Annotated in this window: 19 protein-coding genes; 13 read left to right on the top strand and 6 right to left on the bottom strand. The window is 75.4% G+C overall.

Annotated features, from left to right (window positions below; translation table 11 throughout):
• Positions 1-17: 17 nt before the first annotated feature.
• From HL054_RS08135 to HL054_RS08115, 5 genes are all read left to right on the top strand, one after another.
• Positions 18-1,211 (top strand): Gfo/Idh/MocA family protein, encoded by a 1,194-nt coding sequence (locus HL054_RS08135; protein WP_369138393.1) that lies wholly within the window; start codon positions 18-20, stop codon positions 1,209-1,211.
• Positions 1,211-2,218, top strand: coding sequence for a sugar phosphate isomerase/epimerase family protein (locus HL054_RS08130; protein ID WP_369138391.1), 1,008 nt, complete (start codon positions 1,211-1,213; stop codon positions 2,216-2,218). The genes HL054_RS08135 and HL054_RS08130 overlap by 1 nt, the downstream gene beginning before the upstream one ends.
• An 83-nt stretch (positions 2,219-2,301) precedes the next feature.
• On the top strand, positions 2,302-3,138 hold the full coding sequence (ppk2, locus tag HL054_RS08125; RefSeq protein WP_369138390.1) for a polyphosphate kinase 2: 837 nt from the start codon (positions 2,302-2,304) through the stop codon (positions 3,136-3,138).
• 110 nt (positions 3,139-3,248) lie between these two features.
• On the top strand, positions 3,249-4,079 hold the full coding sequence (locus tag HL054_RS08120) for a class I SAM-dependent methyltransferase (RefSeq protein WP_369138389.1): 831 nt from the start codon (positions 3,249-3,251) through the stop codon (positions 4,077-4,079).
• Positions 4,080-4,126: 47 nt separating this feature from the next.
• Positions 4,127-5,791 (top strand): LuxR C-terminal-related transcriptional regulator, encoded by a 1,665-nt coding sequence (locus HL054_RS08115; protein ID WP_369138388.1) that lies wholly within the window; start codon positions 4,127-4,129, stop codon positions 5,789-5,791.
• Here HL054_RS08115 and HL054_RS08110 read toward each other — a convergent pair.
• Positions 5,773-7,041 carry a D-arabinono-1,4-lactone oxidase gene (locus tag HL054_RS08110; RefSeq protein ID WP_369138387.1) on the bottom strand — a complete coding sequence of 423 codons (1,269 nt, stop codon included), beginning with the start codon at positions 7,039-7,041 and terminating at the stop codon, positions 5,773-5,775. The genes HL054_RS08115 and HL054_RS08110 overlap by 19 nt on opposite strands.
• A 77-nt stretch (positions 7,042-7,118) precedes the next feature.
• On the opposite strand from HL054_RS08110, the gene HL054_RS08105 reads away from it, so the two are divergent.
• Together HL054_RS08105 and HL054_RS08100 are read left to right on the top strand one after the other, a co-directional pair.
• Positions 7,119-7,484 carry an ArsR/SmtB family transcription factor gene (locus tag HL054_RS08105; protein WP_369138386.1) on the top strand — a complete coding sequence of 122 codons (366 nt, stop codon included), beginning with the start codon at positions 7,119-7,121 and terminating at the stop codon, positions 7,482-7,484.
• A complete protein-coding gene (locus HL054_RS08100; RefSeq protein WP_369138385.1) occupies positions 7,481-8,122 on the top strand; it encodes an SRPBCC family protein in 642 nt (213 codons plus the stop codon). Before HL054_RS08105 ends, HL054_RS08100 begins: the two co-directional genes overlap by 4 nt.
• Before the next feature lie 51 nt (positions 8,123-8,173).
• Here HL054_RS08100 and HL054_RS08095 read toward each other — a convergent pair whose 3' ends face one another.
• The gene (locus HL054_RS08095) at positions 8,174-9,028 is read right to left on the bottom strand and encodes a mycofactocin-coupled SDR family oxidoreductase (RefSeq protein ID WP_369138384.1); all 855 of its coding nucleotides are present in this window, start codon (positions 9,026-9,028) and stop codon (positions 8,174-8,176) included.
• Between the two features lie 254 nt (positions 9,029-9,282).
• On the opposite strand from HL054_RS08095, the gene HL054_RS08090 reads away from it, so the two are divergent.
• Positions 9,283-10,311: an Atu2307/SP_0267 family LLM class monooxygenase gene (locus HL054_RS08090; RefSeq protein ID WP_369138383.1), complete on the top strand. Its 1,029-nt coding sequence runs from the start codon at positions 9,283-9,285 to the stop codon at positions 10,309-10,311.
• Positions 10,312-10,358: 47 nt separating this feature from the next.
• Here HL054_RS08090 and HL054_RS08085 read toward each other — a convergent pair whose 3' ends face one another.
• Complete coding sequence (locus HL054_RS08085; protein ID WP_369138382.1) at positions 10,359-10,943, bottom strand: dihydrofolate reductase family protein; 585 nt, start codon at positions 10,941-10,943, stop codon at positions 10,359-10,361.
• 526 nt (positions 10,944-11,469) lie between these two features.
• Here HL054_RS08085 and HL054_RS08080 point away from each other — a divergent pair.
• Positions 11,470-12,951, top strand: a complete 1,482-nt coding sequence (locus tag HL054_RS08080) for an HNH endonuclease (protein WP_440347932.1) — start codon at positions 11,470-11,472, stop codon at positions 12,949-12,951.
• A gap of 171 nt (positions 12,952-13,122) precedes the next feature.
• Here the strand turns inward: HL054_RS08080 and HL054_RS08075 are convergent, their stop codons facing one another.
• Both HL054_RS08075 and HL054_RS08070 read right to left on the bottom strand, forming a co-directional pair.
• Positions 13,123-13,263, bottom strand: a complete 141-nt coding sequence (locus tag HL054_RS08075) for a hypothetical protein (RefSeq protein ID WP_369138380.1) — start codon at positions 13,261-13,263, stop codon at positions 13,123-13,125.
• Between the two features lie 98 nt (positions 13,264-13,361).
• Positions 13,362-14,894 carry an ATP-dependent DNA ligase gene (locus HL054_RS08070; RefSeq protein WP_369138379.1) on the bottom strand — a complete coding sequence of 511 codons (1,533 nt, stop codon included), beginning with the start codon at positions 14,892-14,894 and terminating at the stop codon, positions 13,362-13,364.
• 93 nt (positions 14,895-14,987) lie between these two features.
• On the opposite strand from HL054_RS08070, the gene HL054_RS08065 reads away from it, so the two are divergent.
• Positions 14,988-16,049 carry a lysylphosphatidylglycerol synthase transmembrane domain-containing protein gene (locus HL054_RS08065; protein ID WP_369138378.1) on the top strand — a complete coding sequence of 354 codons (1,062 nt, stop codon included), beginning with the start codon at positions 14,988-14,990 and terminating at the stop codon, positions 16,047-16,049.
• On the opposite strand, the gene HL054_RS08060 is transcribed toward HL054_RS08065, so the two are convergent.
• The gene (locus HL054_RS08060; protein ID WP_369138377.1) at positions 16,039-18,846 is read right to left on the bottom strand and encodes an FAD-binding and (Fe-S)-binding domain-containing protein; all 2,808 of its coding nucleotides are present in this window, start codon (positions 18,844-18,846) and stop codon (positions 16,039-16,041) included. The genes HL054_RS08065 and HL054_RS08060 overlap by 11 nt on opposite strands.
• 138 nt (positions 18,847-18,984) lie before the next feature.
• Here HL054_RS08060 and HL054_RS08055 point away from each other — a divergent pair, with 138 nt between their 5' ends.
• Genes HL054_RS08055 through HL054_RS08045 form a run of 3 tightly spaced genes read left to right on the top strand, consistent with a single transcriptional unit; the run spans position 18,985 to position 21,363 of the window.
• Positions 18,985-20,004 (top strand): amidohydrolase family protein, encoded by a 1,020-nt coding sequence (locus HL054_RS08055; protein ID WP_369138376.1) that lies wholly within the window; start codon positions 18,985-18,987, stop codon positions 20,002-20,004.
• Complete coding sequence (locus HL054_RS08050; RefSeq protein ID WP_369138375.1) at positions 19,991-20,662, top strand: GntR family transcriptional regulator; 672 nt, start codon at positions 19,991-19,993, stop codon at positions 20,660-20,662. The genes HL054_RS08055 and HL054_RS08050 overlap by 14 nt, the downstream gene beginning before the upstream one ends.
• Positions 20,659-21,363, top strand: coding sequence for a 4-carboxy-4-hydroxy-2-oxoadipate aldolase/oxaloacetate decarboxylase (locus HL054_RS08045; protein ID WP_369138374.1), 705 nt, complete (start codon positions 20,659-20,661; stop codon positions 21,361-21,363). Before HL054_RS08050 ends, HL054_RS08045 begins: the two co-directional genes overlap by 4 nt.
• Positions 21,364-21,365 lie beyond the last annotated feature (2 nt).

The raw sequence follows: 21,365 nt of genomic DNA, 5'->3' as shown, positions 1-21,365 counted from the left end.
CCACTCCTGGAGTCCCGATGACCTCTGCACCACGGCCGCCGCTGCGCGTCGGCCTCCTCGGCTACGCCTTCATGGGCGCGGCCCACTCCCAGGCCTGGCGCACCGCGCCGCACTTCTTCGACCTGCCGCTCCTCCCCGAGCTCACCGTGCTGGCCGGCCGGGACGCCGCGGCCGTCGGCGCGGCGGCCACCCGGCTCGGCTGGGCCGGCACCGAGACGGACTGGCGCCGCGTCGTCGAGCGCGACGACGTCGACCTGGTCGACATCTGCACCCCCGGCGACACCCACGCCGAGATCGCCATCGCCGCCCTGGACGCCGGCAAGCACGTGCTGTGCGAGAAGCCGCTGGCCAACTCGGTCGCCGAGGCCGAGGCGATGACCGCTGCGGCCGAGCGGGCCGCCGCCCGCGGCGTGCGCGCCATGGTCGGCTTCACCTACCGCCGGGTGCCCGCGGTGGCCCTGGCCCGCCAGCTGGTCGCCGAGGGCCGGATCGGGCAGGTCCGGCACGTCCGCGCCCAGTACCTGCAGGACTGGATCGCCGACCCGGCGGCTCCGCTGTCCTGGCGGCTGCAGAAGGAGCGGGCCGGCTCGGGTGCGCTCGGCGACATCGGCGCGCACATCGTCGACCTCACCCAGTTCATCACCGGCGAGACCGTCACCGGGGTGAGCGCGGTCCTGGAGACCTTCGTCCGCAAGCGCCCGCTGCCGGCGAGCACCGGCGCGCTCGGCGGGGTCGGCGGCGAGGGGATGGGCGAGGTCACCGTCGACGACGCCGCGGTCTTCCTCGGCCGGTTCTCCGGCGGTGCGCTGGCCACCTTCGAGGCGACCCGGTTCGCGCTGGGCCGCAAGAACGCCATCCGCATCGAGGTCAACGGGTCGGCCGGCAGCCTGGCCTTCGACTTCGAGGACATGAACGTGCTCGAGTTCTTCGACGGCGCGGAGCCGGCGGAGACCGCAGGCTTCCGCCGGATCGTCGTCACCGAGCCCGGGCACCCCTACGTCGCCGCCTGGTGGCCCGCGGGCCACGGGCTGGGCTACGAGCACGCCTTCACCCACCAGGTCGTCGACCTGGTCGGAGCGCTCGCGGCCGGGGAGCAGCCGACGCCGTCCTTCGCCGACGGGCTGCAGGTCCAGCGGGTGCTGGACGCCGTCGAGCGCAGCGCCGCCGACCGATCGACCTGGACCGAGACCACCCGAGAGGACCCGTCCTGATGCCCCGTCCCGTCACGCTGTTCACCGGCCAGTGGGCCGACCTGCCGTTCGAGGAGGTCTGCCGGCTCGCCTCGGGCTGGGGCTACGACGGCCTGGAGATCGCCTGCTGGGGCGACCACCTGGACGTCGTCCGCGCCGCTGAGGACGACGCCTACGCCAAGGGCCGGCTGGACCTGCTGGAGCAGCACGGCCTGCAGGTGTTCGCGATCTCCAACCACCTCAACGGCCAGGCCGTCTGCGACGACCCGATCGACGAGCGGCACCGCGGCATGGTGCACCCGCGGGTCTGGGGCGACGGCGACCCCGAGGGCGTCCGGCAGCGGGCCGCCGAGGAGATGAAGGCGACCGCCCGGGCCGCCCGCGCGCTGGGCGTCGACGTCGTCGTCGGGTTCACCGGCTCGTCGATCTGGAAGACGGTGGCGATGTTCCCGCCGGTGCCCGAGTCGATGGTGGACGCCGGGTACGCCGACTTCGCCGACCGGTGGAACCCGGTGCTCGACGTCTTCGACGAGGTGGGCGTGAAGTTCGCCCACGAGGTCCACCCGTCGGAGATCGCCTACGACTACTGGACGACGGTGCGCACCCTGGAGGCCATCGGCCACCGCGAGGCCTTCGGGCTGAACTGGGACCCGAGCCACTTCGTCTGGCAGGACCTGGACCCGGTCGGGTTCCTCTGGGACTTCAAGGACCGGATCTACCACGTCGACTGCAAGGACGCGAAGAAGCAGGTCGGCAACGGCCGCAACGGCCGGATGGGCTCGCACCTGCCCTGGGCGGACCCGCGGCGCGGCTGGGACTTCGTCTCCACCGGCCACGGCGACGTCCCGTGGGAGGCGTGCTTCCGGATGCTGAACACCATCGGCTACTCCGGGCCGATCTCGGTGGAGTGGGAGGACGCCGGGATGGACCGGCTGGTCGGTGCCCCGGAGGCGCTGGAGTTCGTCCGCCGGCTGGCCTTCGACCCGCCGGCAGCCGCCTTCGACGCCGCCTTCTCCAGCGGTAGCTGAGCCGCCCGGCTGCGGGGCCACCGGGCCCCGCAGCCGGCAGCCCCGCGGTTGCCCCCCGTCGACCGGGGCGTGATGCTCGTCACATGACCACCCCGCCGCTCCCGTCGTCGTCGGTCGAGGAGGCGCCCCGGTCCACCGGCAAGGTCGACGGCAAGTACTACGACACGGAACTGGCCCGGCTGCAGGTGGAGCTGGTCAAGCAGCAGGAGCACATCCGGGCACGGGGTCTGCGCGTCGTCGTCCTCTTCGAGGGCCGGGACGCTGCCGGGAAGGGCGGCGCCATCCAGCGGATCACCGAGAGCCTGAACCCCCGGCACGCGCGCGTCGTGGCACTCGCCGCGCCGACCGAACGCGAGAAGGGGCAGTGGTACTTCCAACGGTACGTCGCGCACCTGCCCGGCCCCGGGGAGATGGTCCTGTTCGACCGGTCCTGGTACAACCGCGCCGGGGTCGAGCGGGTCATGGGCTTCTGCACCGACGAGGAGTACGAGGAGTTCCTGCGCTCCTGCCCGGAGTTCGAGCGGATGCTGGTGCGCAGCGGGATCACGGTGCTCAAGTACTGGTTCTCGGTCAGCGACACCGAGCAGGAGGCGCGCTTCCAGAAGCGGCTGAAGGACCCCGCCAAGCGCTGGAAGTTGAGCCCCATGGACCTGGAGGCCCGCAACCGCTGGGTGGACTTCTCCCGCGCCAAGGACGCGATGTTCGCCGCCACCGACATCCCCGAGGCGCCCTGGTGGGTGGTCGAGGCGGAGGTGAAGAAGCGGGCCCGGCTCAACGTGATGGCCCACCTGCTCGGCCAGGTGCCCTACGAGGACCTCACCCCGCCGGCGCCGGAGCTGCCACCCCGGCCGCCGGTCCACGACGACTACGTGCGCCCGCCCAAGGAGAGCCAGCACATCGTCCCCGACGTCGTCCCCTGAGGTCGGCGGCCCGCCCGGTCGGGCGGGGATGGGGAGTTCGCCCGATGCGGCGGCGCGGCAGCCGCGAGCACCCTCGGTCCACCCACCACCCGACCGAGGGGACCGACACGATGACCAGCACCACCACCGCCGCGGACACCGAGCTCAAGGCCCGCCACGCCAAGATGTGGGCCTCCGGGGACTACCCGCTGATGGTCGACACCTTCCTGACCCCGCTGGGCCCGCGGCTGGTCGAGGCCGCCGGCGTGCGCGCCGGGCAGCGCGTGCTCGACGTCGCGGCCGGCACCGGCAACGCCTCGCTGCCCGCCGCGGCGACCGGGGCGCAGGTGACCGCCAGCGACCTGACCCCCGAGCTGCTCGCCGACGGCCGCCGCCGGGCCGACGCCGCGGGGCTGCAGCTGGAGTGGGTCGAGGCCGACGCCGAGCACCTGCCGTTCGCCGCGGCCGACTACGACGTCGTGCTCTCCTGCATCGGCGTCATGTTCGCCCCGCACCACCAGGAGGCCGCCGACGAGGTGGTCCGGGTGTGCCGTCCCGGGGGCACGATCGCGCTGCTGAGCTGGACGCCCGAGGGCATGCTCGGTGCGCTGTTCCGCACCATGAAGCCGTTCATGGCGCCCCCGCCGCCCGGCGCGCAGCCGGCTCCGCTCTGGGGCAGCGAGGAGCACCTGCAGGGGCTGTTCGGCGGGCGGGTCGACTGGGCGACCCTGTCCCGGGCGACGCTGGAGATCACCGCGTTCGCGCAGCCCGGCGACTACGCCCGGCACTTCATCGCCAGCTACGGGCCGGCCATCGCAGCCCGGGCGAACGCCGCCAAGGACGGTCGCGAGCACGACTTCGACGCCGCGCTGGGGGCGTTCTGCGTCGAGTGGGACCGCGGCACACCGGAGCGGGCCCGGTTCGAGATGGAGTACCTGGTCGCGGTCGGCACCCGCCGCTGAGCGCCGAAGGGCTCCTCATCGGGCCCGCTGGGTGGCACCCTCGACCCGTGCACGGACCCGACGGGGTCGCGCTGCTCCCCACCGGCTGGCGCGCGCTCGAGCGGGCGGACTGGGAGTCCGCCCGCTCGGCGTTCACCGCTGCCCTCGCCGCCGGGGGTGGAGCGGAGTCCCGGGACGGCCTGGCGCAGGTGTTGTGGTTCCTGGGCCGGGTCCCGGAGGCCGTCGCGCTGCGGGAGCAGGCGTTCGCCGAGCACGCCCGCGCCGGCCGCTGCGCCGAGGCGGCGCGGTGCGCGGTGTGGGTGGCCCACCAGCACGAGCTGGGCGGCCGCAGCTCCGCGGCGCGGGGCTGGCTGGCCCGGGCCGAGCGGGTCCTCGCGGACGCACCCACCTGCGCCGGGCACGGCTGGGTCGCCGTCGAGCACGCCCGGCAGGCGGCGACGGTGGCCGAGCAGGCGGCCGCGGCCGCCGACGCGCTGGCGGTCGCCCGCACGACCGGCGACCCCGACCTGGAGGTGCTGGCGATCAGCCTGCTCGGCCGGGCCGAGGTGCGCGCCGGGCGGCGGGAGCCCGGGCTGCGGTTGCTGGAGGAGGCGATGGCGGCCGCGACGGCGGGCCGGGCCGCGGACGTGCACACGCTCGGCGAGGCCTACTGCAACCTGGTGCTGGGCTGCTCGGGGGCGGGGGAGTGGACCCGTGCCGCGGAGTGGTGTGAGCACGTCGAGTCCTTCGCGCGCACCCGGTCGATCGCCCCGCTGTTCGGCGCCTGCCGGACGGTGCACGCCGAGCTGCTGATCGCCGGGGGCCGGTGGGTCGAGGCGGAGGCGGCGCTGCAGGACGCGCTGGCCACGCACGTGCGGGACCTGCCCGAGCTGAGCGCGCCGACCCTGGCCTCGCTGGCCGAGCTGCGGGTCCAGCAGGGCCGGCTGGACGAGGCCGAGCGGCTGCTCGCCGGCCGGGAGGAGCACCCGGCGGTGCTGCGGGCGCTGGCGCTGCTGCGGCTGGCCGACGGCCGGGCGCGGCAGGCCGTCGGCCTGCTGGAGCGCGGGCTGCGGGCGGCGTCCGACGACGCGGTGGCGACCGGGGGGCTGCTGTCCCCGCTGGTGCACGCCCGGCTGGCCGTCGGCGACGTGGCGGGTGCCGGGGCAGCCGCGGGTGCGCTCGCGGCGCTGGCGGCGGCGACCGGCATCCGGCTGCTCACCGCCCGCGCGGAACTGGCCGACGCGTCGGTGTCCCTCGCTGCAGGCCGCCCGGGCGCGGCGGCCGAGCCGGCGCGGTGCGCCCTGCGCGACTTCACCGGGCTGCTGATGCCGTTCGAGTCCGCGCACGCCCGGCTGGCGCTGGCCCGGGCGGTGGCCGGCGACGACCGGGAGACCGCGGCGGAGGAGGCCGGCACCGCGCTGGCCGCCTTCCGCCGGCTGGGTGCCGCGCGGGCGGCGGACACCGCGGCCGCGGTGCTGCGCGGGTGCGGCGTCCCGGCGGCCCGGCGGGCGCGGGGCGGCGGTGAGCTGTCCGCGCGGGAGGAGGAGGTGCTGGCGCTGGTCGCCCGCGGGCTGTCCAACGCCGGCATCGCCCGCGCGCTGGTGATCAGCGAGAAGACCGCCGGGCACCACGTGAGCCACATCCTGGCCAAGCTCGGCGTCCGCAACCGGGCCGAGGCGGCCGCGCACGCCGTCCGGCGCCGGTCGGGGACCGGTCAGCGACCGAGGACGTAGGTCTCCAGCCAGTCGTTGCGGAACGCCCCGCGGGGGTCCAGCCGTTCGACCAGCCGGACGAAGTCGGCGTGCCGGGGGTACCGCGGGGCCAGCGTGGCGGCGTCGGCGAGGAAGACCTTGCCCCAGTGCGGGCGCGCGCCCAGCGGCAGCAGCGCCGCCTCCAGGTCGACCAGCACCTCCTCGACCTGCTGCTGGGCCGGCACCCAGGTGAAGTGCAGCGCGATCGAGTCCTGCTCGTGGGCGGTGCTCAGCCACAGGTCGTCGGCGGCGATCGTGCGGATCTCGCAGGTCTGCAGCAGCGGCCGGATCCGCGGGCCCAGCCGGAGCAGCGCCTGCAGCGCCGGCACGGCGTCCGCGCGGGGGAGCAGGTACTCGGTCTGGACCTCGTCGCCGTTGCTGGGCGTGAAGCCCATCCGGAAGTGCGGCAGCCGGTCCGACCACCGGCCGGGGACGCCGAGCTGCTCCGTCGTCGGCGTCGGGTCGATGCCGGGGATCGGGTGCCGCTCGCCGTCGGCCTCCCGCGCGCCGAACAGCTCGCCGGCCGGGGCGCCGGGGGCGTCGGTGCGGGCCTTGACCCAGACCATGTCGACGTCCCCGCCGAGCAGGGTGAACAGGCTGACGCTGTAGGCGGCCGACAGCACCTCGTCCACGTGGTCGAACAGGGTGTCCCAGGCGAGGTGCTCGAACACCCGCTGCTGGACGTCGAACTCCGGCTCGACGTCCAGGGTGACCCGGGTGACCGCGCCCAGCGCGCCGAGGCCGACGACCGTCCCGGCGAAGTCGGCGTCGCCGCGGACGGTCCGGACCAGGTCCCCGGCCGAGGTGACCAGCTCCAGGCCGGCCACGGCGGTCGCCAGGTTGCCGTTGCCCACGCCGGACCCGTGGGTGGCGGTGGCGACCGCGCCGGCCACGGAGATGTGCGGGAGGGAGGCCAGGTTGTGCAGCGCCAGGCCCTCGCGGTGCAGGGCGGCGGCCAGCTCGCCGTAGCGCAGACCGGCGTCCACGGTGACCGTGCGCCGGTCGGCCGCCACGTCGACGACGTCGCTGGTCATGGCCTCGAGGGTGACCAGCTCGGCGGAGTCGGCCACCGAGGTGAAGGAGTGCCGGGAGCCGAGCACCCGCACCCGCGGCGTGCCGGCGATCAGCTCCTGCAGCTCCGGCAGGCTGCCCGGCCGGTGCAGCGCGGTCGCGCCGTACCGGTAGTTGCCCGCCCAGTTGCTGCCCGCCCACTGCACTGCCACGTCGGTCACGCCCCAGTGTCCCTCGGTGGACCGGCGGGGTGGCGGACCCCTTGCCGGGCATAAGTTGTCACTTATACAATCGCGCCGTGCACGCCCTCGACGTCCTCGGCGACCCGGTGCGACGTCGGTTGCTCGAGCTGCTCGCCGAGGGGGAGCAGCCGGCCGGCCGGCTGGCCGCCGCGCTGCGCGACGAGTTCGGCATCTCCCAGCCGGCCACCTCCCAGCACCTCAAGGTGCTGCGGGAGAACGGCTTCGCGCGCGTGCGCGCCGAGGGCACCCGGCGGCTCTACGCCGTGGACACGGCTGCGCTGCGCGAGGTCGATGCCTGGCTCGAGGGCTTCCGGCGGTTCTGGGACCAGCGGCTCGACGCGCTGGCCACCGAGCTGGCCCGGGGGAAGCGGTCCACCGCTGCGGGCAACGCGCCCGCGGCGCCTGCGGAGGAGGGGACATGAGAGACCTGGTCGAGGAGATCGTCGCGGCCCATCGGGACGTCGTCCGGCGCGGCGAGGGGGACGGCGAGCTGATCGCCGTCACCGTCCGGCGCCGCTACGACGCCGCCGTCGCCGACGTGTGGGACGCGGTGACCGACCCCGAGCGGCTGGCCCGCTGGTTCGCGCCGGTCAGCGGCGACCTGCGGGAGGGGGGCTCCTTCCAGGTGGAGGGCAACGCCGGCGGCGAGGTGCTCGAGTGCCGGCCGCCGTCGGCCTTCGCGGTCAGCTGGGGTGGTCCGGAGAGCGTCGTCCGGCTGCGGCTGACGCCGGACGGCGCGGCCACCGAGCTGGCGCTGGAGCACTCGGTGCCGGTCGCCTTCGCGGGCAGCGGCGCCGGTGCGCTGTACGTCGGGCCGGGCTGGGACGTCGGCGTCCTGGGGCTGGGCCTGTTCCTCAGCGGCGAGGCCGTCGGCGACCCGGTGGCGTGGGAGGCGTCGCCGGAGGTGCTCCGGGCCAACGCCGCCTCGATCGAGGCGTGGGCCGACGTCGTCCGGGCCAGCGGCACAGCGGGGAGCGACGAGGTCGAGGGAGCCGTCGCGGCCGCCAGAGCCCAGTTCACGCCCGGGCTGGACGCCGAGGGGCAGGCGGCCGAGGCGTGAGGCGAGCGCACCGGCGGTGTGCGCGCGGGCTGCGCGCAGACCGCCGGTGGGTCACTTCACCGGTGCGGGGTTGACGCCCGGCAGCAGCATGTGGCCCGCGTCGACCGGGATGGTGACGCCGGTGACCGCGGCGGCCAGCTCGGAGTTGAGGTAGAGCGCGGTGTCCGCGATGACCTGCGGCGAGAGGAAGGTGCGGCCCTTGAGTGCGTGGAAGTGGTAGCCGCCCTCGATCAGGTCGGCCTCGGTGCCGCCCTCGTGGCCGGCGAACATGTCCCACGCACCCTGGTGGTCGGTCATCGGCGTCTTGATCGCCCCCGGGTTGATCGAGTTGCACCGCACTCCGTGCGGCGCCAGCTCGAGGGCGATGTTCTTCATCAGCCCGATGACCCCGTGCTTGGCCGCCACGTAGTGGGCGTAGTTCATCCCGGGCTCGAGGCCGTTGACCGACGAGGTGATCACGATCGACCCGCTCTGCCGCTCGATCATGTGCGGCGCGACGGCCTTCGCCGACTTCCACACGCCGGTGAGGTTGACCCCGATCATCTCGTCCCAGGACTGCTCCGACAGCTCCCAGAACGGCCCCTGGGTCCAGATCCCGGCATTGGCGATGAGGATGTCGATCTGGCCGAACTCGGCGATGCCGCGGCGTACCGCCTCGTCGAGCTGGCCCTGGTCGCGGACGTCGGCGGTGACCGCCAGGGCCCGCCGGTCGAGCGCCTCCACCTGGCGCACCGTCTCGGCGAGGTCGTCGGCCGTCGCCATCGCGTAGGGCACGGTCTCCAGCTGGTCGGCGATGTCGACCAGGACCACGTCGGCGCCCTCGCGCGCCGAGGTCAGGGCGTGCGCCCGCCCCTGGCCGCGGGCGCCACCGGTGATCAGTGCGACCTTGCCGTCGAGCAGTCCCATGTCGTTCTCCTCTGCAGTGGTCGGGACGGCGGGAGCTGCACACCGACGTCCGTGTGATGTACGTCGCACGTTATGGCACCCGGTGCCAGAAAGTGAAGGGCCCTGGCGGGGTGACCCCGACCGCCCGTCGGACCGGCATGCTGGGCCTGCTCCTGCCCGTCCAGCCCCGCCGCCGCTGACCCGTTCTGGTTCACTGGTGGTTGAGCGTTTGACGGGATCGGTCCGTCGACGCCGGTGATCCACGGGAGGACCCCATGCACGTCGGTGTCGACAGCTTCGTCTCGGCGGTGACCGACCCCTCGACCGAGCGCGTGATCGGGCCCGAGGAGCGGATGGAGCACCTGCTCGAGGAGATCGCCCTGGCCGACGAGTCGGGGCTGTACTCCTTCGGGATCGGCGAGCACCACCGGCCCGAGTACTACGACTCGGCCCCGGCGGTCATCCTCGCGGCGGCGGCGGCGCGCACCTCCCGGATCCGGCTGGGCAGCGCGGTGAACGTGCTCAGCGCCGCCGACCCGGTGCGGGTGTTCCAGGAGTTCGCCACCCTCGACCTCATCTCCAAGGGCCGGGTCGACCTGGTCGTCGGGCGTGGCTCGTTCACCGAGGCCTTCCCGCTGTTCGGGCTGTCGCTGGCCGACTACGACACCCTGTTCACCGAGAAGCTCGACCTGCTGCTGCGGATCCGCGAGTCGACCGAGGTCACCTGGTCCGGCCGGCACCGGCCCTCGCTCACCGGCCAGGGCGTCTACCCGCGGCCGCTGCAGGACCCGCTGCCGATCTGGGTCGGCGTCGGCGGCTCGCCGGAGTCCTTCGCGCGTGCCGGGCTGCTCGGGCTGCCGCTGATGGTGGCGATCATCGGCGGCGAGCCGCGCCAGTTCGGGCCGCTCATCGACCTGTACCGGCGGGCGGGGGCCCAGGCCGGGCACGCGCCGGAGGCCCTGCAGGTCGGCCTGCACGTGTTCGGCTTCGTCGCCGACAGCACCCAGGCCGCCGCGGACACCATCTACCCGGGCTGGCACGAGATGTTCACCAAGGTCTCCCGCGAGCGCGGCTTCGCGGCGCCGTCGCGGGCGCAGTTCGACGCGACGAGCGGCCCGAACGGCGCCTTCTTCATGGGCGACCCGGAGACGGTGGCCGAGAAGCTGGTGCGGATCTCCGGGCAGCTCGGCGGGGTGGACCGGATCTCGCTGCAGATGACCAACCCCCGGCTGGCGCACGCCGACCTGCTGCGCGGCATCGAGCTGCTCGGCACCGAGGTCGCCCCGCGGGTCGCCGACGCCTGAGCCGTCGTCCCGGCTGCTCCCTCGTTCCAGCTGCTCTCTCGTCCCGGTCAGCGCCGGACGCGGAAGCGCAGGTGGGTGACCCGGTCGCCCTGGACCGTCGTGACCGGGTCGCCGAGCAGCGCGTGCGTGCCGCCGGTGAAGTAGGGCCGGCCGGCACCGAGCACCACCGGCACCAGGTCGATGGCCACCTCGTCGAGCAGGCCGAGCTCCAGCGCCTGGCTGGCGACGGTGCCGGCAGCGAGGCCGACGGCGGCGTCGCCGGCGAGCTGCTGGGCCCGGGCGACCGCGGACGCGACGTCGCCGGCGAACTCGGTCGACGGTCCGGCGTGCGCCCAGTCGGTGGGCGGGGAGTGCGTCACCACGACCACCGGCACGCCCAGTGGGTGGCGGCCGCCCCAGCCGTCGGTGAGGTCGAACAGCCGGCGGCCGACGACGAGGGCGCCCAGCTCGGCGAGCCACGCCGTCCAGTGGTCGGCGCTCTGCGGGGTCAGGTGGAAGGTCAGCTCGGGCAGCGTCGTGCGCACCTCGACGTCGCCGGAGTCGTACCAGTCGAACAGCGCGCCCGGGGTGTCGTCGAGGTGGGCGACGAAGCCGTCCAACGACATCGACGCGGAGGACACGACCGTGCCCATGGGCCTCTCCTTCGCTCGCGGACGGACCGGCTGACCGCCCCCGCAGTCCAGACCCGCTGCCGCCGCCGGACTCATCGCCGTCGATCGCGGGACCGTGCGTGGGAAGGCGCGCGGGACCGTGCGTGGGAAGGCGCGCGAATCCGCGCGTGGGAAGGCGCGCGAAACCGCGCGTGGGAAGGCGCGCGAAACCGCGGGGTGTGGGGAGGCGCGCGCGACTCGGCTGCTTGGTTGCGGCGCGCGGTGGACCGGCCGGAGCACGGCTCGCAGGACACCAGCGGTGTGCGGCACCCGCCACCTCCGGTGGACTCCCCGCTGCGGGCGAACGACCAAGAACCCGTCGAAGAACGTGCTGCTCAGAGGCCAGGAACGCGCCGGAAGTGTCGTACCCCCTGGCTAGGTTCCGGGTGTGTTCGAGGCGGCGGGTTACGGGGTGGCGCTGACGGTCGCGCCTGTCTCCGGCCCGCCGGATCGGCGGATGTCGCCGCCTCCGCCGGGGGTGACGCGGCGGCGATCGCGGTTGACCGACGTGCTGGACCCCGACGGGTTCGACGACGCCGGGTGGGCGCGGGAGATGTCGGCGCTGGCGGTGGGTGCGGCGAAGCTGGCTGCCTACGAGGCGGCGATGGTGGCGAGCATGGCCGCGCGCCGGCCAGCGTCGGCGGACCGGAGCCCCGACCAGCCCGGTCATCGGGTGGCGGGGTGGGCGCCGGGGGAGCCGCCGCCGGTGCAGGTGTCGGAGTTCTTCGTCGACGAGCTCGCCTTGGCCCGGGGGATCTCGGTGACGGCGGCATCGCGGCTGCTGGAGCGATCGCTGGTGTGGGTGCACGAGCTGCCCGACACCTGGGGTGCGCTGGCCGATGGGTTGGTGGACCCGCCGCGGGCGGCGGCGATCGCCAAGGCCCTGGGCGGTCAGTCCGTGGACGCCGGCGGCAAGGTCGCCGCAGCAGTGGTGGCCGAGGTCGAGGCGCAGGCGCTGGAGTGGGCGCTGGCGGGAGAGACGCCGCGCCGGTTGCAGGAGCGCACCGCAGCGGCGTTGATCGCGCTGGACGAGGCGGCGGCCGATCGGCGGCGGAAGAAGGCCGAGGCCAACGCCGACGTCGTCACCCGGGCCACCGCCGACGGGATGGGTCAGCTCATCGCGGACCTGCCGATGCCGGTCGCGGTCGCCTGCCGGGAGGCGGTGGACGGGTACGCGCGGATGGCCAAGGCCGACGGGGACACCCGGCCGATCGGTCAGCTGCGGACGCAGATCATGGCTGACCTCATCCTCCGGCCGTGGGACACCTCGCGGGAGCCGGTGACGGCGCATCTGCGGGTGATCGCCCCGCTCCCGGTGCTCGGCGCCCCGCCTGCCCGACCGCACGACGGCGACCGGGTGCCCACCGACGCGGACGCCGCGAGCGTGGACGGCGCTCCGATCACCGCCGGCCAGCTCCGCGCACTGCTCGAGCAGCTCGATGCGCTGTGCCCCGGCGGACTACAGGCACCGGCCGGCGGCAGCCTGGGTATCGACCTCACCGACCCGGCCACCGGTGCGCTGCGGGCCACGGTGAGCCGCCCGGAACTGGAACGCCTGGTCCGCCGCGGCTGCCGAGACCACCCGGTCAGGGACTGCGGCTGCCCAGCGCTCACTGCCCCTCCGCCGGTCGGCCGCTACACCCCGACGCCGGCGCAGCAACGGTTCGTCAAGGCCCGCGACCGCACCTGCCGACATCCCGGGTGCCGACGACCGGCCCGGTGGACCGACACCGACCACGTCCACCCGCACGCCGACGGCGGGGCCACCGACTGCGGCAACCTGTGCTCGTTGTGCCGCCGGCACCACCGGCTCAAGACCCACGCCCCGGGCTGGCGGTTCACCATGACCGACGACGGCACGCTGACGGTCACCACACCCTCGGGCGTCACCCGCACCACCCGACCACCGGGCTGGCGGCTTCCCGACGCGTACCAGATTCCAGGCAGCGGAGGGCCAGCCGACCCGGACGATGACCCTCCACCGTTCTGAGTCGTCACGACGTCGTGTCACCGAGCTCCCGTGTCGAGAAGTCGCCCAGTCCCCGTGTCGCCCAGTCCCCGTGTCGCCGGATGACCATGTCGACATGTCGCCATGTCCACCGGCGGCGCCGTCCCCAGCGGTGGGGCCATGTCGGGGCGGCGCCTCGTCGAGTGGCAGAGGTCAGGTCGCGTGGCCGTCCTCGGCGTCGGCGTCGTCCGGCAGGTCCTGGGGCACGCCTTCGGACGGGGCCCGGTGGCGTTCGGGGTCCAGCTGCTCCGCGAGGCGCCGCTCCACGTCCGGCGTCTGCTCGGGCTCGGTCATCGCGCGCCTCCTCGATCGGCGCCGGCCCACCTCCGTCGGCAGACCGGTCGTACCCACCGTGCCCAGCGCCGGCGCGGTCCATGTGCCGGATCGTGCGCTCAGCCGCCGGCGAGCAGGGCGCAGACGGCGTCGAGGTCGTCGGCGTCCGCGGCCGTCTTGTCCGGCCGGTACCGCAGCACCCGGGCGAACCGCAGCGCCACCCCGCCCGGGTAGCGCGGACTCCGCTGGGCGCCGTCCAGCGCGATCTCCACGACCAGCTCCGGCCGCAGCAGCACGCCCCACTCCGGCTGCTCCTGCGCCAGCCCCGGGAAGGTCGCCGTCTGCCACTCGAGCAGCTCGTCGGTCATCCCCTTGAACGTCTTCCCGACCATCACCGGCTCGCCGCCGTCCGGGTCCCGCGCGCCCAGGTGGATGTTCGACAGCTTCCCGGAGCGCCGGCCGTACCCCCACTCCGCGCCCAGCACCACCAGGTCCAGCGTGTGCACCGGCTTGACCTTCTGCCACGCCTTCCCCCGCCGCCCGGCCGCGTACGGCGCGTCCAGCGCCTTCACCACCACGCCCTCGTGCCCGGCCGACAACGCGCCGTCCAGCACCTCGGCGGCCTGCTCCGGCGACGGCCGCCGCACCCCCGGCATCCGCAGCGGCGCGTGCCGGTCGTCGGCGAGCAGCCCGGCCAGCGCGTCCAGCCGCACCTCCAGCGGCTCGTCGAGCAGGTCCCGGCCGTCCAGGTGCAGCACGTCGAACAGGAACGGCGACAGCAGCACCCCCGCCTCGGCCGTGTCGCTGCCGAACCGGCTCATCGTGTCCTGGAACGCCCGCGGCCGGCCGTCGTCGTCCAGCGCGAGCGTCTCCCCGTCCAGCACCGCCGTGCGGCACGGCAGGGCCCGCACCCGCTCCACCAGCTCCGGCACCCCGTCGGTCACCTCCCGCAACGTGCGGGTCCACACCCGGACGACGTCACCGTCCCGGTGCACCTGGATCCGGGCACCGTCGAGCTTGAACTCCACCGTGACGTCGGCACCGAGGTCGTCGAGCGCCGCGTCCAGCGACGAGCCGGGGCTGGCCAGCATCGGGCGCACCGGCCGCCCCACCTCCAGCCGCACCGCGTCCAGCTCCGCCACCCCGCCGGACAGCGCCGCGGCCGCCGTCCCGGGCAGCCGGCCGGAGAGCATGAACGCCCGGCGCACGCTCGCCGCCGGCACCTCGGCGGCCAGCGCCACCGCGTCCAGCACGACCCCCTCCAGCGCTCCCTGCCGCAGCTCGCCGGTGAGCAGCCGGACCAGGAACTGCTGCTCGTCCGCGGTCGCCGCCTGCAGCAGCCCGCCGGCGGTCGCGTCCCGCCGCGCCGTCGACCCCGGCCCGGACGTCGTGGCCAGCTCGGCCAGCGCGCCGTCCACGGCGGCCACGGTCAGCCCCGCCTCCGCCGCCGGCTCGCCGGTCAGCCGGGACAGCGTCCGCCAGCCCAGGCCGAGCCGCCCCTGCTGCGGCTCGCCGGACAGCCACGCGGTCACCGGCTCCACCTCGGCCGGCTCCGCCCGGCGCAGCAGCTCCGCGATGGCCTGCGCCTTCGCCGTCCGGGAGCGGGTGGCGGTGACCGCGGCGGAGGCGGCGAGCACGTCGGCGAGGAGCACGGCGCCATGCTCCCAGCCCCGCGCGCGGGAGGATCGTCCCGTGCCCGCCACCCGTCGTCCCGTCCGCGCGCGGGCACAGGGGAGCATGGGCCCGTGAGCGGCGACGGGACGACGGAGCTCCCGGTGACCGGCCCGCGGGGGTGGAGCCGCTGGCAGCTGCTGGTCCGCGCCGCCGTGGTGCTCGCCGTCGCCGTGCTGGTCGTCGTCTCCCGGCACCGCATCGCCGAGTGGTGGGACGGCCTGGTCGGCGTCGCCTGGGGCTGGGTGGCGCTGGCCGCCGTCGTCCAGCTGGTCTCGATGCAGTGCCTGGTCCAGCAGCTGCGGGTGCTGCTGCGCGCCGGGGGCGGCGCCGTGCCGTGGCCGGCCGCCACCAGCACCCTCTACGCCGGCAACGCCATCTCCGCCGGCCTGCCCTTCGCCGGCGCCGCCGCCAGCACCGCCTACACCTACCGCCGGCTGCACGCGCTGGGCAACGGCGCGGCCCTGGTGGGCTGGGCGCTGGCGGTCTCCGGCATCGCGTCCACCGCCACCCTCGCGCTCGTGCTCGCCTTCGGCTCGGCGATGACCGGGTCGGTCGCCGGGGCCTTCGGCGCCTTCGTGGCCACCGCCGCCGGCGTCCTGCCGGTGCTCGGCATCGTGCTGGCCTTCCGGCACGCCCGCACCCGGGCCGCACTGGTCCGGGTCTTCAGCCGTGGCGCCCGGCTGCTCGGCCGGTGGGTGCCCGCCCTCCGCGACGGCCCGGTCGAGGAGCGGGTCGAGGGTTTCCTCACCTCGCTCGGCTCGTTCCGGTTGAGCGTCCCGGCCGCCGCCGGCACGGGCCTGTACGCCCTGGCCAACTGGGTGCTCGACGCGGCCTGCCTCGCCCTCGCGCTGCAGGCGGTCGGCGCCCCGGTGCCCTGGCAGGGCCTGGTGCTGGTCTGGGCCGCGGGCACGCTGGTCTCCTCCGCCCGGCTCACCCCCGGCGGCATCGGGGTGGTCGAGGCCGCCCTGGTGGCCGCCCTGGTGGCCAGCGGTCTGCCGGCCAGCCAGGCCGTGCCCGCCGTGCTGGTGTACCGGCTGGCGAGCCTCTGGCTGCTGGTCTCGATCGGTGCGGTCTTCCTCGTCCTCGGGTCCGGCGCCGGCCGCCGCACGGCCGAGGAGCCGCTCAGCCCCTGAGCGCCGGGTCGGCCAGCAGCTGCGCCAGGTGCACCGCGCGCCGGCCCTCGAGCTGGTCCAGCTGGGTGCGGCAGGAGAACCCGTCGGCCAGCACGACGGCGTCGGGTCCGGCCGCGCGGACGGCGGGCAGCAGGTCGTGCTCGGCGATCCGCACCGAGACGTCGTGGTGCCCGCGCTCGACGCCCCAGTTGCCGGCCAGCCCGCAGCAGCCGCCGACCCGGGTCAGCGTCGCCCCGGCGGCGCGCAGAAGGCGCTCGTCGGCGTCCCAGCCGAGCACGGCGTGGTGGTGGCAGTGCGGCTGGGCGACCACCTCGACCCCGGCCAGCGACGGCGGCGCCCAGCCCGGGGTCTCGGCGAGCAGCTCGGCCAGCGTGCGGGTCGCGGCGGCGACCCACGCGGTGACCGGTTCGTCGACGAGCTCGGCGGCCTCGCCGCGGAGCACCGCCGTGCACGAGGGCTCCACGCCGACGATCGGCATCCCGGCGTCGGCGTAGCCGGCCAGCGTGCCCAGGGTGCTGCGGAGGATGCGCCGCGCGGCGTCCAGCTGGCCGGTGGTGATCCAGGTCAGCGCGCAGCAGGTGTCGGCCGGCGGCACCTCCACCCGGTAGCCGGCCTGCTCGAGCACCGCGACCGTCGCCGCCGCGGCCTCCGGCGCGAAGTGGTCGGTGAAGGAGTCGACCCACAGCGCCACCGCGGGGCGGTCGTCGGCCGGCCGCGCCGTCCAGCCGGCCCGGAACGTCTGCTCGGTGAACGCCGGCAGCGGCCGCCGCTGGTCGACCCCGGCGCCCCACTTCGCGACGGCGCCACCCAGCCGGGACGCCGTCAGCCGGTTGACCAGCCGCGGCGCCCGGGCCACCAGGTCCGACCAGCGCGGCAGCTGCCCGAGCGCGTAGTGCGACCGGGGCCGCAGCCGCCGACGGTAGGACTGGTGCAGCACCTCGGTCTTGTAGGCGGCCATGTCCACGCCGGTCGGGCAGTCGCGCGAGCAGCCCTTGCAGGACAGGCAGAGGTCGAGCGCCTCGTGCACCTCCGGGGACCGCCAGCCCTGCACCGGTCCGCCCGGTGCGAGCATCTCCTGCAGCACCCGGGCCCGGCCGCGGGTGGAGTCCTTCTCCTCGCGGGTGGCCGGGAACGACGGGCACATCACCGCCCCGGTGCCGGTCAGGTCCGCCCGGCACTTGCCGACGCCGGTGCACCGGTGCACCGCCGCGGTCAGGTCGCCGCCGTCGTGCCGGTAGGCCAGCGCCAGCTGCTGCCGGCGGGGCGCCACCTGGGCGACCCGCACGTCGGCGTCGAACGCCGCCGGGCGCACCAGCACGCCGCGGTTCAGCACGTCGTCCGGGTCGAGCACGCCCTTGACCTGCTCGAACAGCGCGATCGCGGCGGGGGAGTACATGTGCGGCAGCAGCTCGCTGCGGGCCCGGCCGTCACCGTGCTCGCCGGACACCGACCCGCCGTAGCGGGCCACCAGGCGGGCGGCGTCGGTGATGAAGGCCCGGTAGCGCCCGCGGCCGCCGTCGGCGTGCTGGGCGCCGAACGGGAAGTCGATCCGGACGTGCACGCAGCCGTCGCCGAAGTGCCCGTAGGGCAGCCCTTGCAGATCGTGCTCCACCAGCAGCGCCTCGAACTCGCGCAGGTAGTCGCCCAGCTGCTCCACCGGGACGGCGGCGTCCTCCCAGCCCGCGTGCGCCGGGCGGCCGTCGCTGGTGCGCCCGGCGAGCCCGGCGCCGTCCTCCCGGATCCGCCAGATCGCCGCCGCCTCGGCCGGGTCGTCCACCACCAGGGTGTCGACCGCCCCGGACGCGGCCGCCATCCGCCGCGCGCGGTCGGCGACCTCGGCGGCGTCGTCCCCGGTCAGCTCCACGATCAACCAGCCCTGGCCGCGCGGCAGCTCGGGGACGACGGCGGCCGGCACGTCGAGCAGCCGCTGCACGATCCGCGAGTCCAGCCCCTCGACCGCAGTGGGGGAGTACGCCAGCAGCGGCGGGGTGGCGTCGGCGGCGTCCGGCATCGACGGGTAGCCCAGCACGACGAGCGCGCGGACGGCCGGCTCGGGCACCAGCCGGACGGTGGCGCCCAGCGTCAGCGCCAGCGTCCCCTCGCTGCCGACCAGGGCGCGGGTCAGGTCGCCACCGCGCTCGGGCAGCAGGTGCTCGAGCGCGTAGCCGGACACCTGGCGGGCGAAGCGGCCGAGCTCGGTGCGGATGGTGGCCAGGTGCGCGTCCACCAGCGCCTGCAGGTCGGCGGGCAGCGTGCCCGGGCCGGCCGGCTGCAGGCGCACGCCGGCACCGGTGACGACGTCCAGCGCCGCGACGTTGTCCGACGTCCGGCCGTAGCCCAGGGCCCGCGACCCGCACGCGTTGTTGCCGATCATCCCGCCGATCGTGCAGCGGTTGTGCGTGCTCGGGTCGGGGCCGAAGCGCAGCCCGTACGGCCGGGCCGCGGCCTGCAGCGACGCCTGGACGACGCCGGGGTCGACCACCGCCGTCCGGGCCTCGGGGTCGATCGACCGCACCCGCGACAGGTGCCGGCTGGTGTCCAGCACGACGCCGGCACCGACCGCGTTGCCGGCGATCGACGTGCCCGCCCCGCGCGCGGTCAGCGGGACGCCGAGCTCGCGGCACACCGCCAGAGTGGCGACCACCTCGTCGGGGTGCCGCGGCCGCACGACCGCCCGGGGCAGCACCCGGTATAGCGAGCCGTCGGTCGAGTACAGCGCCCGGGCCAGCCCGGAGCCGTCGACGTCGGCCACCCCCGCGCGGCGCAGCCCGGCGAGCAGCTCGGCGTCGTCGGACATCGCGTCTCCCCGGGGCAGCACGGCAGGAGCGCCCATCGTGCCCCCGCCGGTCGATCGGGTGCGCGCCGGGTCGTCAGCAGGATCGTTGACAATCCTGCTGACGGTCGGCCAGGGTGGGCCCGTGGACGGGAACCCGGCGTGATCATCGACTGCCACGGGCACTACACGACGGCGCCGGCGGCGCACACCGCCTGGCGCGAGGAGCAGGTGCGCGCCTGGGAGGCCGGGGTCGCCCCGGAGCCCTACCCGGTCATCAGCGACGACGAGATCCGCGAGACGATCGAGACCAGCCAGCTGCGGCTGATGGACGAGCGCGGCATCGACCTCACCGTCTTCTCCCCGCGCGCCTCGGCGATGGCCCACCACGTGGGCGACGCGGCGGTCAGCCTGGAGTGGGCCCGCCGGTGCAACGACCTCATCGCCCGGGTGGTCTCCCTCTACCCGGACCGGTTCATCGGCGTCGCCCAGCTGCCGCAGTCCCCGGGCACCGGCCTGGAGAACTCGATCGCCGAGCTGCGGCGCTGCGTCGAGGAGCTCGGCTTCGTCGGCGCCAACCTCAACCCCGACCCCAGCGGCGGGCACTGGACGTCGCCGCCGCTCACCGACCGGGCCTGGTACCCGTTCTACGAGGCGATGGTCTCCCTCGACGTCCCGGCGATGGTGCACGTCTCGGCCTCCGCCGTCCCGGCCTTCCACGCCACCGGCGCCTACTACATCAACGCCGACACCACCGCCTTCATGCAGCTGCTGCAGGGGAGCCTGTTCACCGACCTGCCCGACCTGCGGCTGGTCATCCCGCACGGCGGCGGCGCGGTGCCCTACCACTGGGGCCGGTACCGCGGCCTGGCCGACATGCTCAAGCAGCCGCCGGTCGAGACCAACGTGATGGGCAACGTCTTCTTCGACACCTGCGTCTACCACCAGCCGGGCATCGACCTGCTGCTCGACGTGATCGACACCCCCAACGTGCTGTTCGGCTCGGAGATGGTCGGTGCGGTCCGCGGCATCGACCCGACCACCGGGCACCACTTCGACGACACCCGCCGGTACGTCGAGGCCTCCGCCCTGGACGACGTGGCGCGGACCGCCGTCTACGAGGGCAACGTCCGCCGGGTCTACCCGCGGCTGGACGCGGCGCTGCGCCGTGCAGGCCGCTGAGCTGACCCGGCCGCTCCCGCTGGAGGCGCCCGGCGGGCGCACCGTGGCCGAGCAGCGGCTGCGCGACGCCATCGCCGACGGCGAGATGGCGCCCGGGCACCGGCTCGTGGAGGCCGACCTGGTCGCCCAGCTCGGGGTGAGCCGCAGCCACGTCCGGCTGGCCATCGACGCGCTCGCCGCCGAGGGGCTGGTGGAGCGGATCCCGAACCGCGGCGCCCGGGTGCGGGTCGTCTCGGTCGAGGAGGCGGTCGCCACCACCGAGTGCCGGATGGCCCTCGAGGCGCTCATCGCCCGCAAGGCCGCCGAGCGGGTCACCCCCCGGGAGATCGGCCAGCTGCGCGCCCACCTGGGCCGGATGCACGCCGCCGTCGACGCGGGCGACGTGGTCGGCTACTCCGCGCTCATCCAGCAGCTGCACGGCGCCCTGCACGCCGCCGGCCGGCAGCCGGTGGCCACCCGGCTCGTCGACCGGCTGCAGGCCCAGCTGGTGCGCCACCAGTTCCGGCTCTCGCTGCGGCCGGGGCGTTCCCGGGTCAGCCTGGCCGAGCTCACCGCGCTCGTCGACGCGGTCGCCGACCGGGACGGCGACCGCGCCGAGGCGGCCTCCGTCGCCCACTTCCGCAGCGTCATCGCCGCACTCCGAGAGGACCGCTCATGAAGAACGTCGTCGTCACCGACCCGCCCCGGGCCGACGCCCAGGACGCCGCCACCCTCGGCGGCTTCGGCGTCGCCACCGTGCACGAGGCGCTGGGCCGGGTGGGCTACCTGGGCCCGGAGTACCGGCCGGCCTGGGCCGGGGCGCGGATGGGCGGCACCGCCGTCACGGTCGTCTGCTGGCCGGGGGACAACCTGATGATCCACGTCGCGGTCGAGCAGTGCCGCCCCGGCGACGTCCTCGTGGTGACCACCAACTCGCCGTCCACCGACGGGCTGTTCGGCGAGCTGTTCGCCACCGCGCTGGCCCACCGCGGCGTGCGCGGCGTGGTGCTCGCCAGCGGCATCCGGGACGTCTCCGAGCTGCGCGAGATGGGCTTCCCGGCGTGGTCGCGGGCGGTCAGCGCGCAGGGCTCGGTGAAGAACACCGCCGGCGCGGTCAACGTGCCGGTCGTGCTCGGCGGGCAGCTGGTCCACCCCGGCGACGTCGTGCTCGGCGACGACGACGGCGTGATGGTGGTGCCCCGTGCCGACGTGCCCCGCGCGCTCACCGCGGGTCAGGCGCGGCTGGACAAGGAGGCCGCTGCCCGGGCCGCCTTCCAGCAGGGCGAGCTGGGCCTGGACCGCTACGGCCTGCGCGAGCGGCTCCCCGAGTTCGGCATCGAGTACGTGAGCTGGGCCGACCACCAGCGCGACGCCGGCTGAGC

The organism is Modestobacter versicolor (assembly GCF_041028285.1).
Lineage (GTDB): Bacteria > Actinomycetota > Actinomycetes > Mycobacteriales > Geodermatophilaceae > Modestobacter > Modestobacter versicolor_A.
The sequence above is the reverse complement of the archived record's forward strand: the minus strand, read 5'-3'. Positions and strand labels throughout refer to the sequence as shown.

What these genes read in the sequence shown, in the direction of transcription:
- HL054_RS08135 (WP_369138393.1), top strand. Translation starts at nt 18, where the DNA reads ATGACCTCTGCACCACGGCCGCCGCTGCGCGTCGGCCTCCTCGGCTAC.
- HL054_RS08130 (WP_369138391.1), top strand. Translation starts at nt 1,211, where the DNA reads ATGCCCCGTCCCGTCACGCTGTTCACCGGCCAGTGGGCCGACCTGCCG.
- ppk2 (WP_369138390.1), top strand. Translation starts at nt 2,302, where the DNA reads ATGACCACCCCGCCGCTCCCGTCGTCGTCGGTCGAGGAGGCGCCCCGG.
- HL054_RS08120 (WP_369138389.1), top strand. Translation starts at nt 3,249, where the DNA reads ATGACCAGCACCACCACCGCCGCGGACACCGAGCTCAAGGCCCGCCAC.
- HL054_RS08100 (WP_369138385.1), top strand. Translation starts at nt 7,481, where the DNA reads ATGAGAGACCTGGTCGAGGAGATCGTCGCGGCCCATCGGGACGTCGTC.
- HL054_RS08095 (WP_369138384.1), bottom strand. Translation starts at nt 9,028, where the DNA reads ATGGGACTGCTCGACGGCAAGGTCGCACTGATCACCGGTGGCGCCCGC.
- HL054_RS08090 (WP_369138383.1), top strand. Translation starts at nt 9,283, where the DNA reads ATGCACGTCGGTGTCGACAGCTTCGTCTCGGCGGTGACCGACCCCTCG.
- HL054_RS08085 (WP_369138382.1), bottom strand. Translation starts at nt 10,943, where the DNA reads ATGGGCACGGTCGTGTCCTCCGCGTCGATGTCGTTGGACGGCTTCGTC.
- HL054_RS08075 (WP_369138380.1), bottom strand. Translation starts at nt 13,263, where the DNA reads ATGACCGAGCCCGAGCAGACGCCGGACGTGGAGCGGCGCCTCGCGGAG.
- HL054_RS08060 (WP_369138377.1), bottom strand. Translation starts at nt 18,846, where the DNA reads ATGTCCGACGACGCCGAGCTGCTCGCCGGGCTGCGCCGCGCGGGGGTG.
- HL054_RS08045 (WP_369138374.1), top strand. Translation starts at nt 20,659, where the DNA reads ATGAAGAACGTCGTCGTCACCGACCCGCCCCGGGCCGACGCCCAGGAC.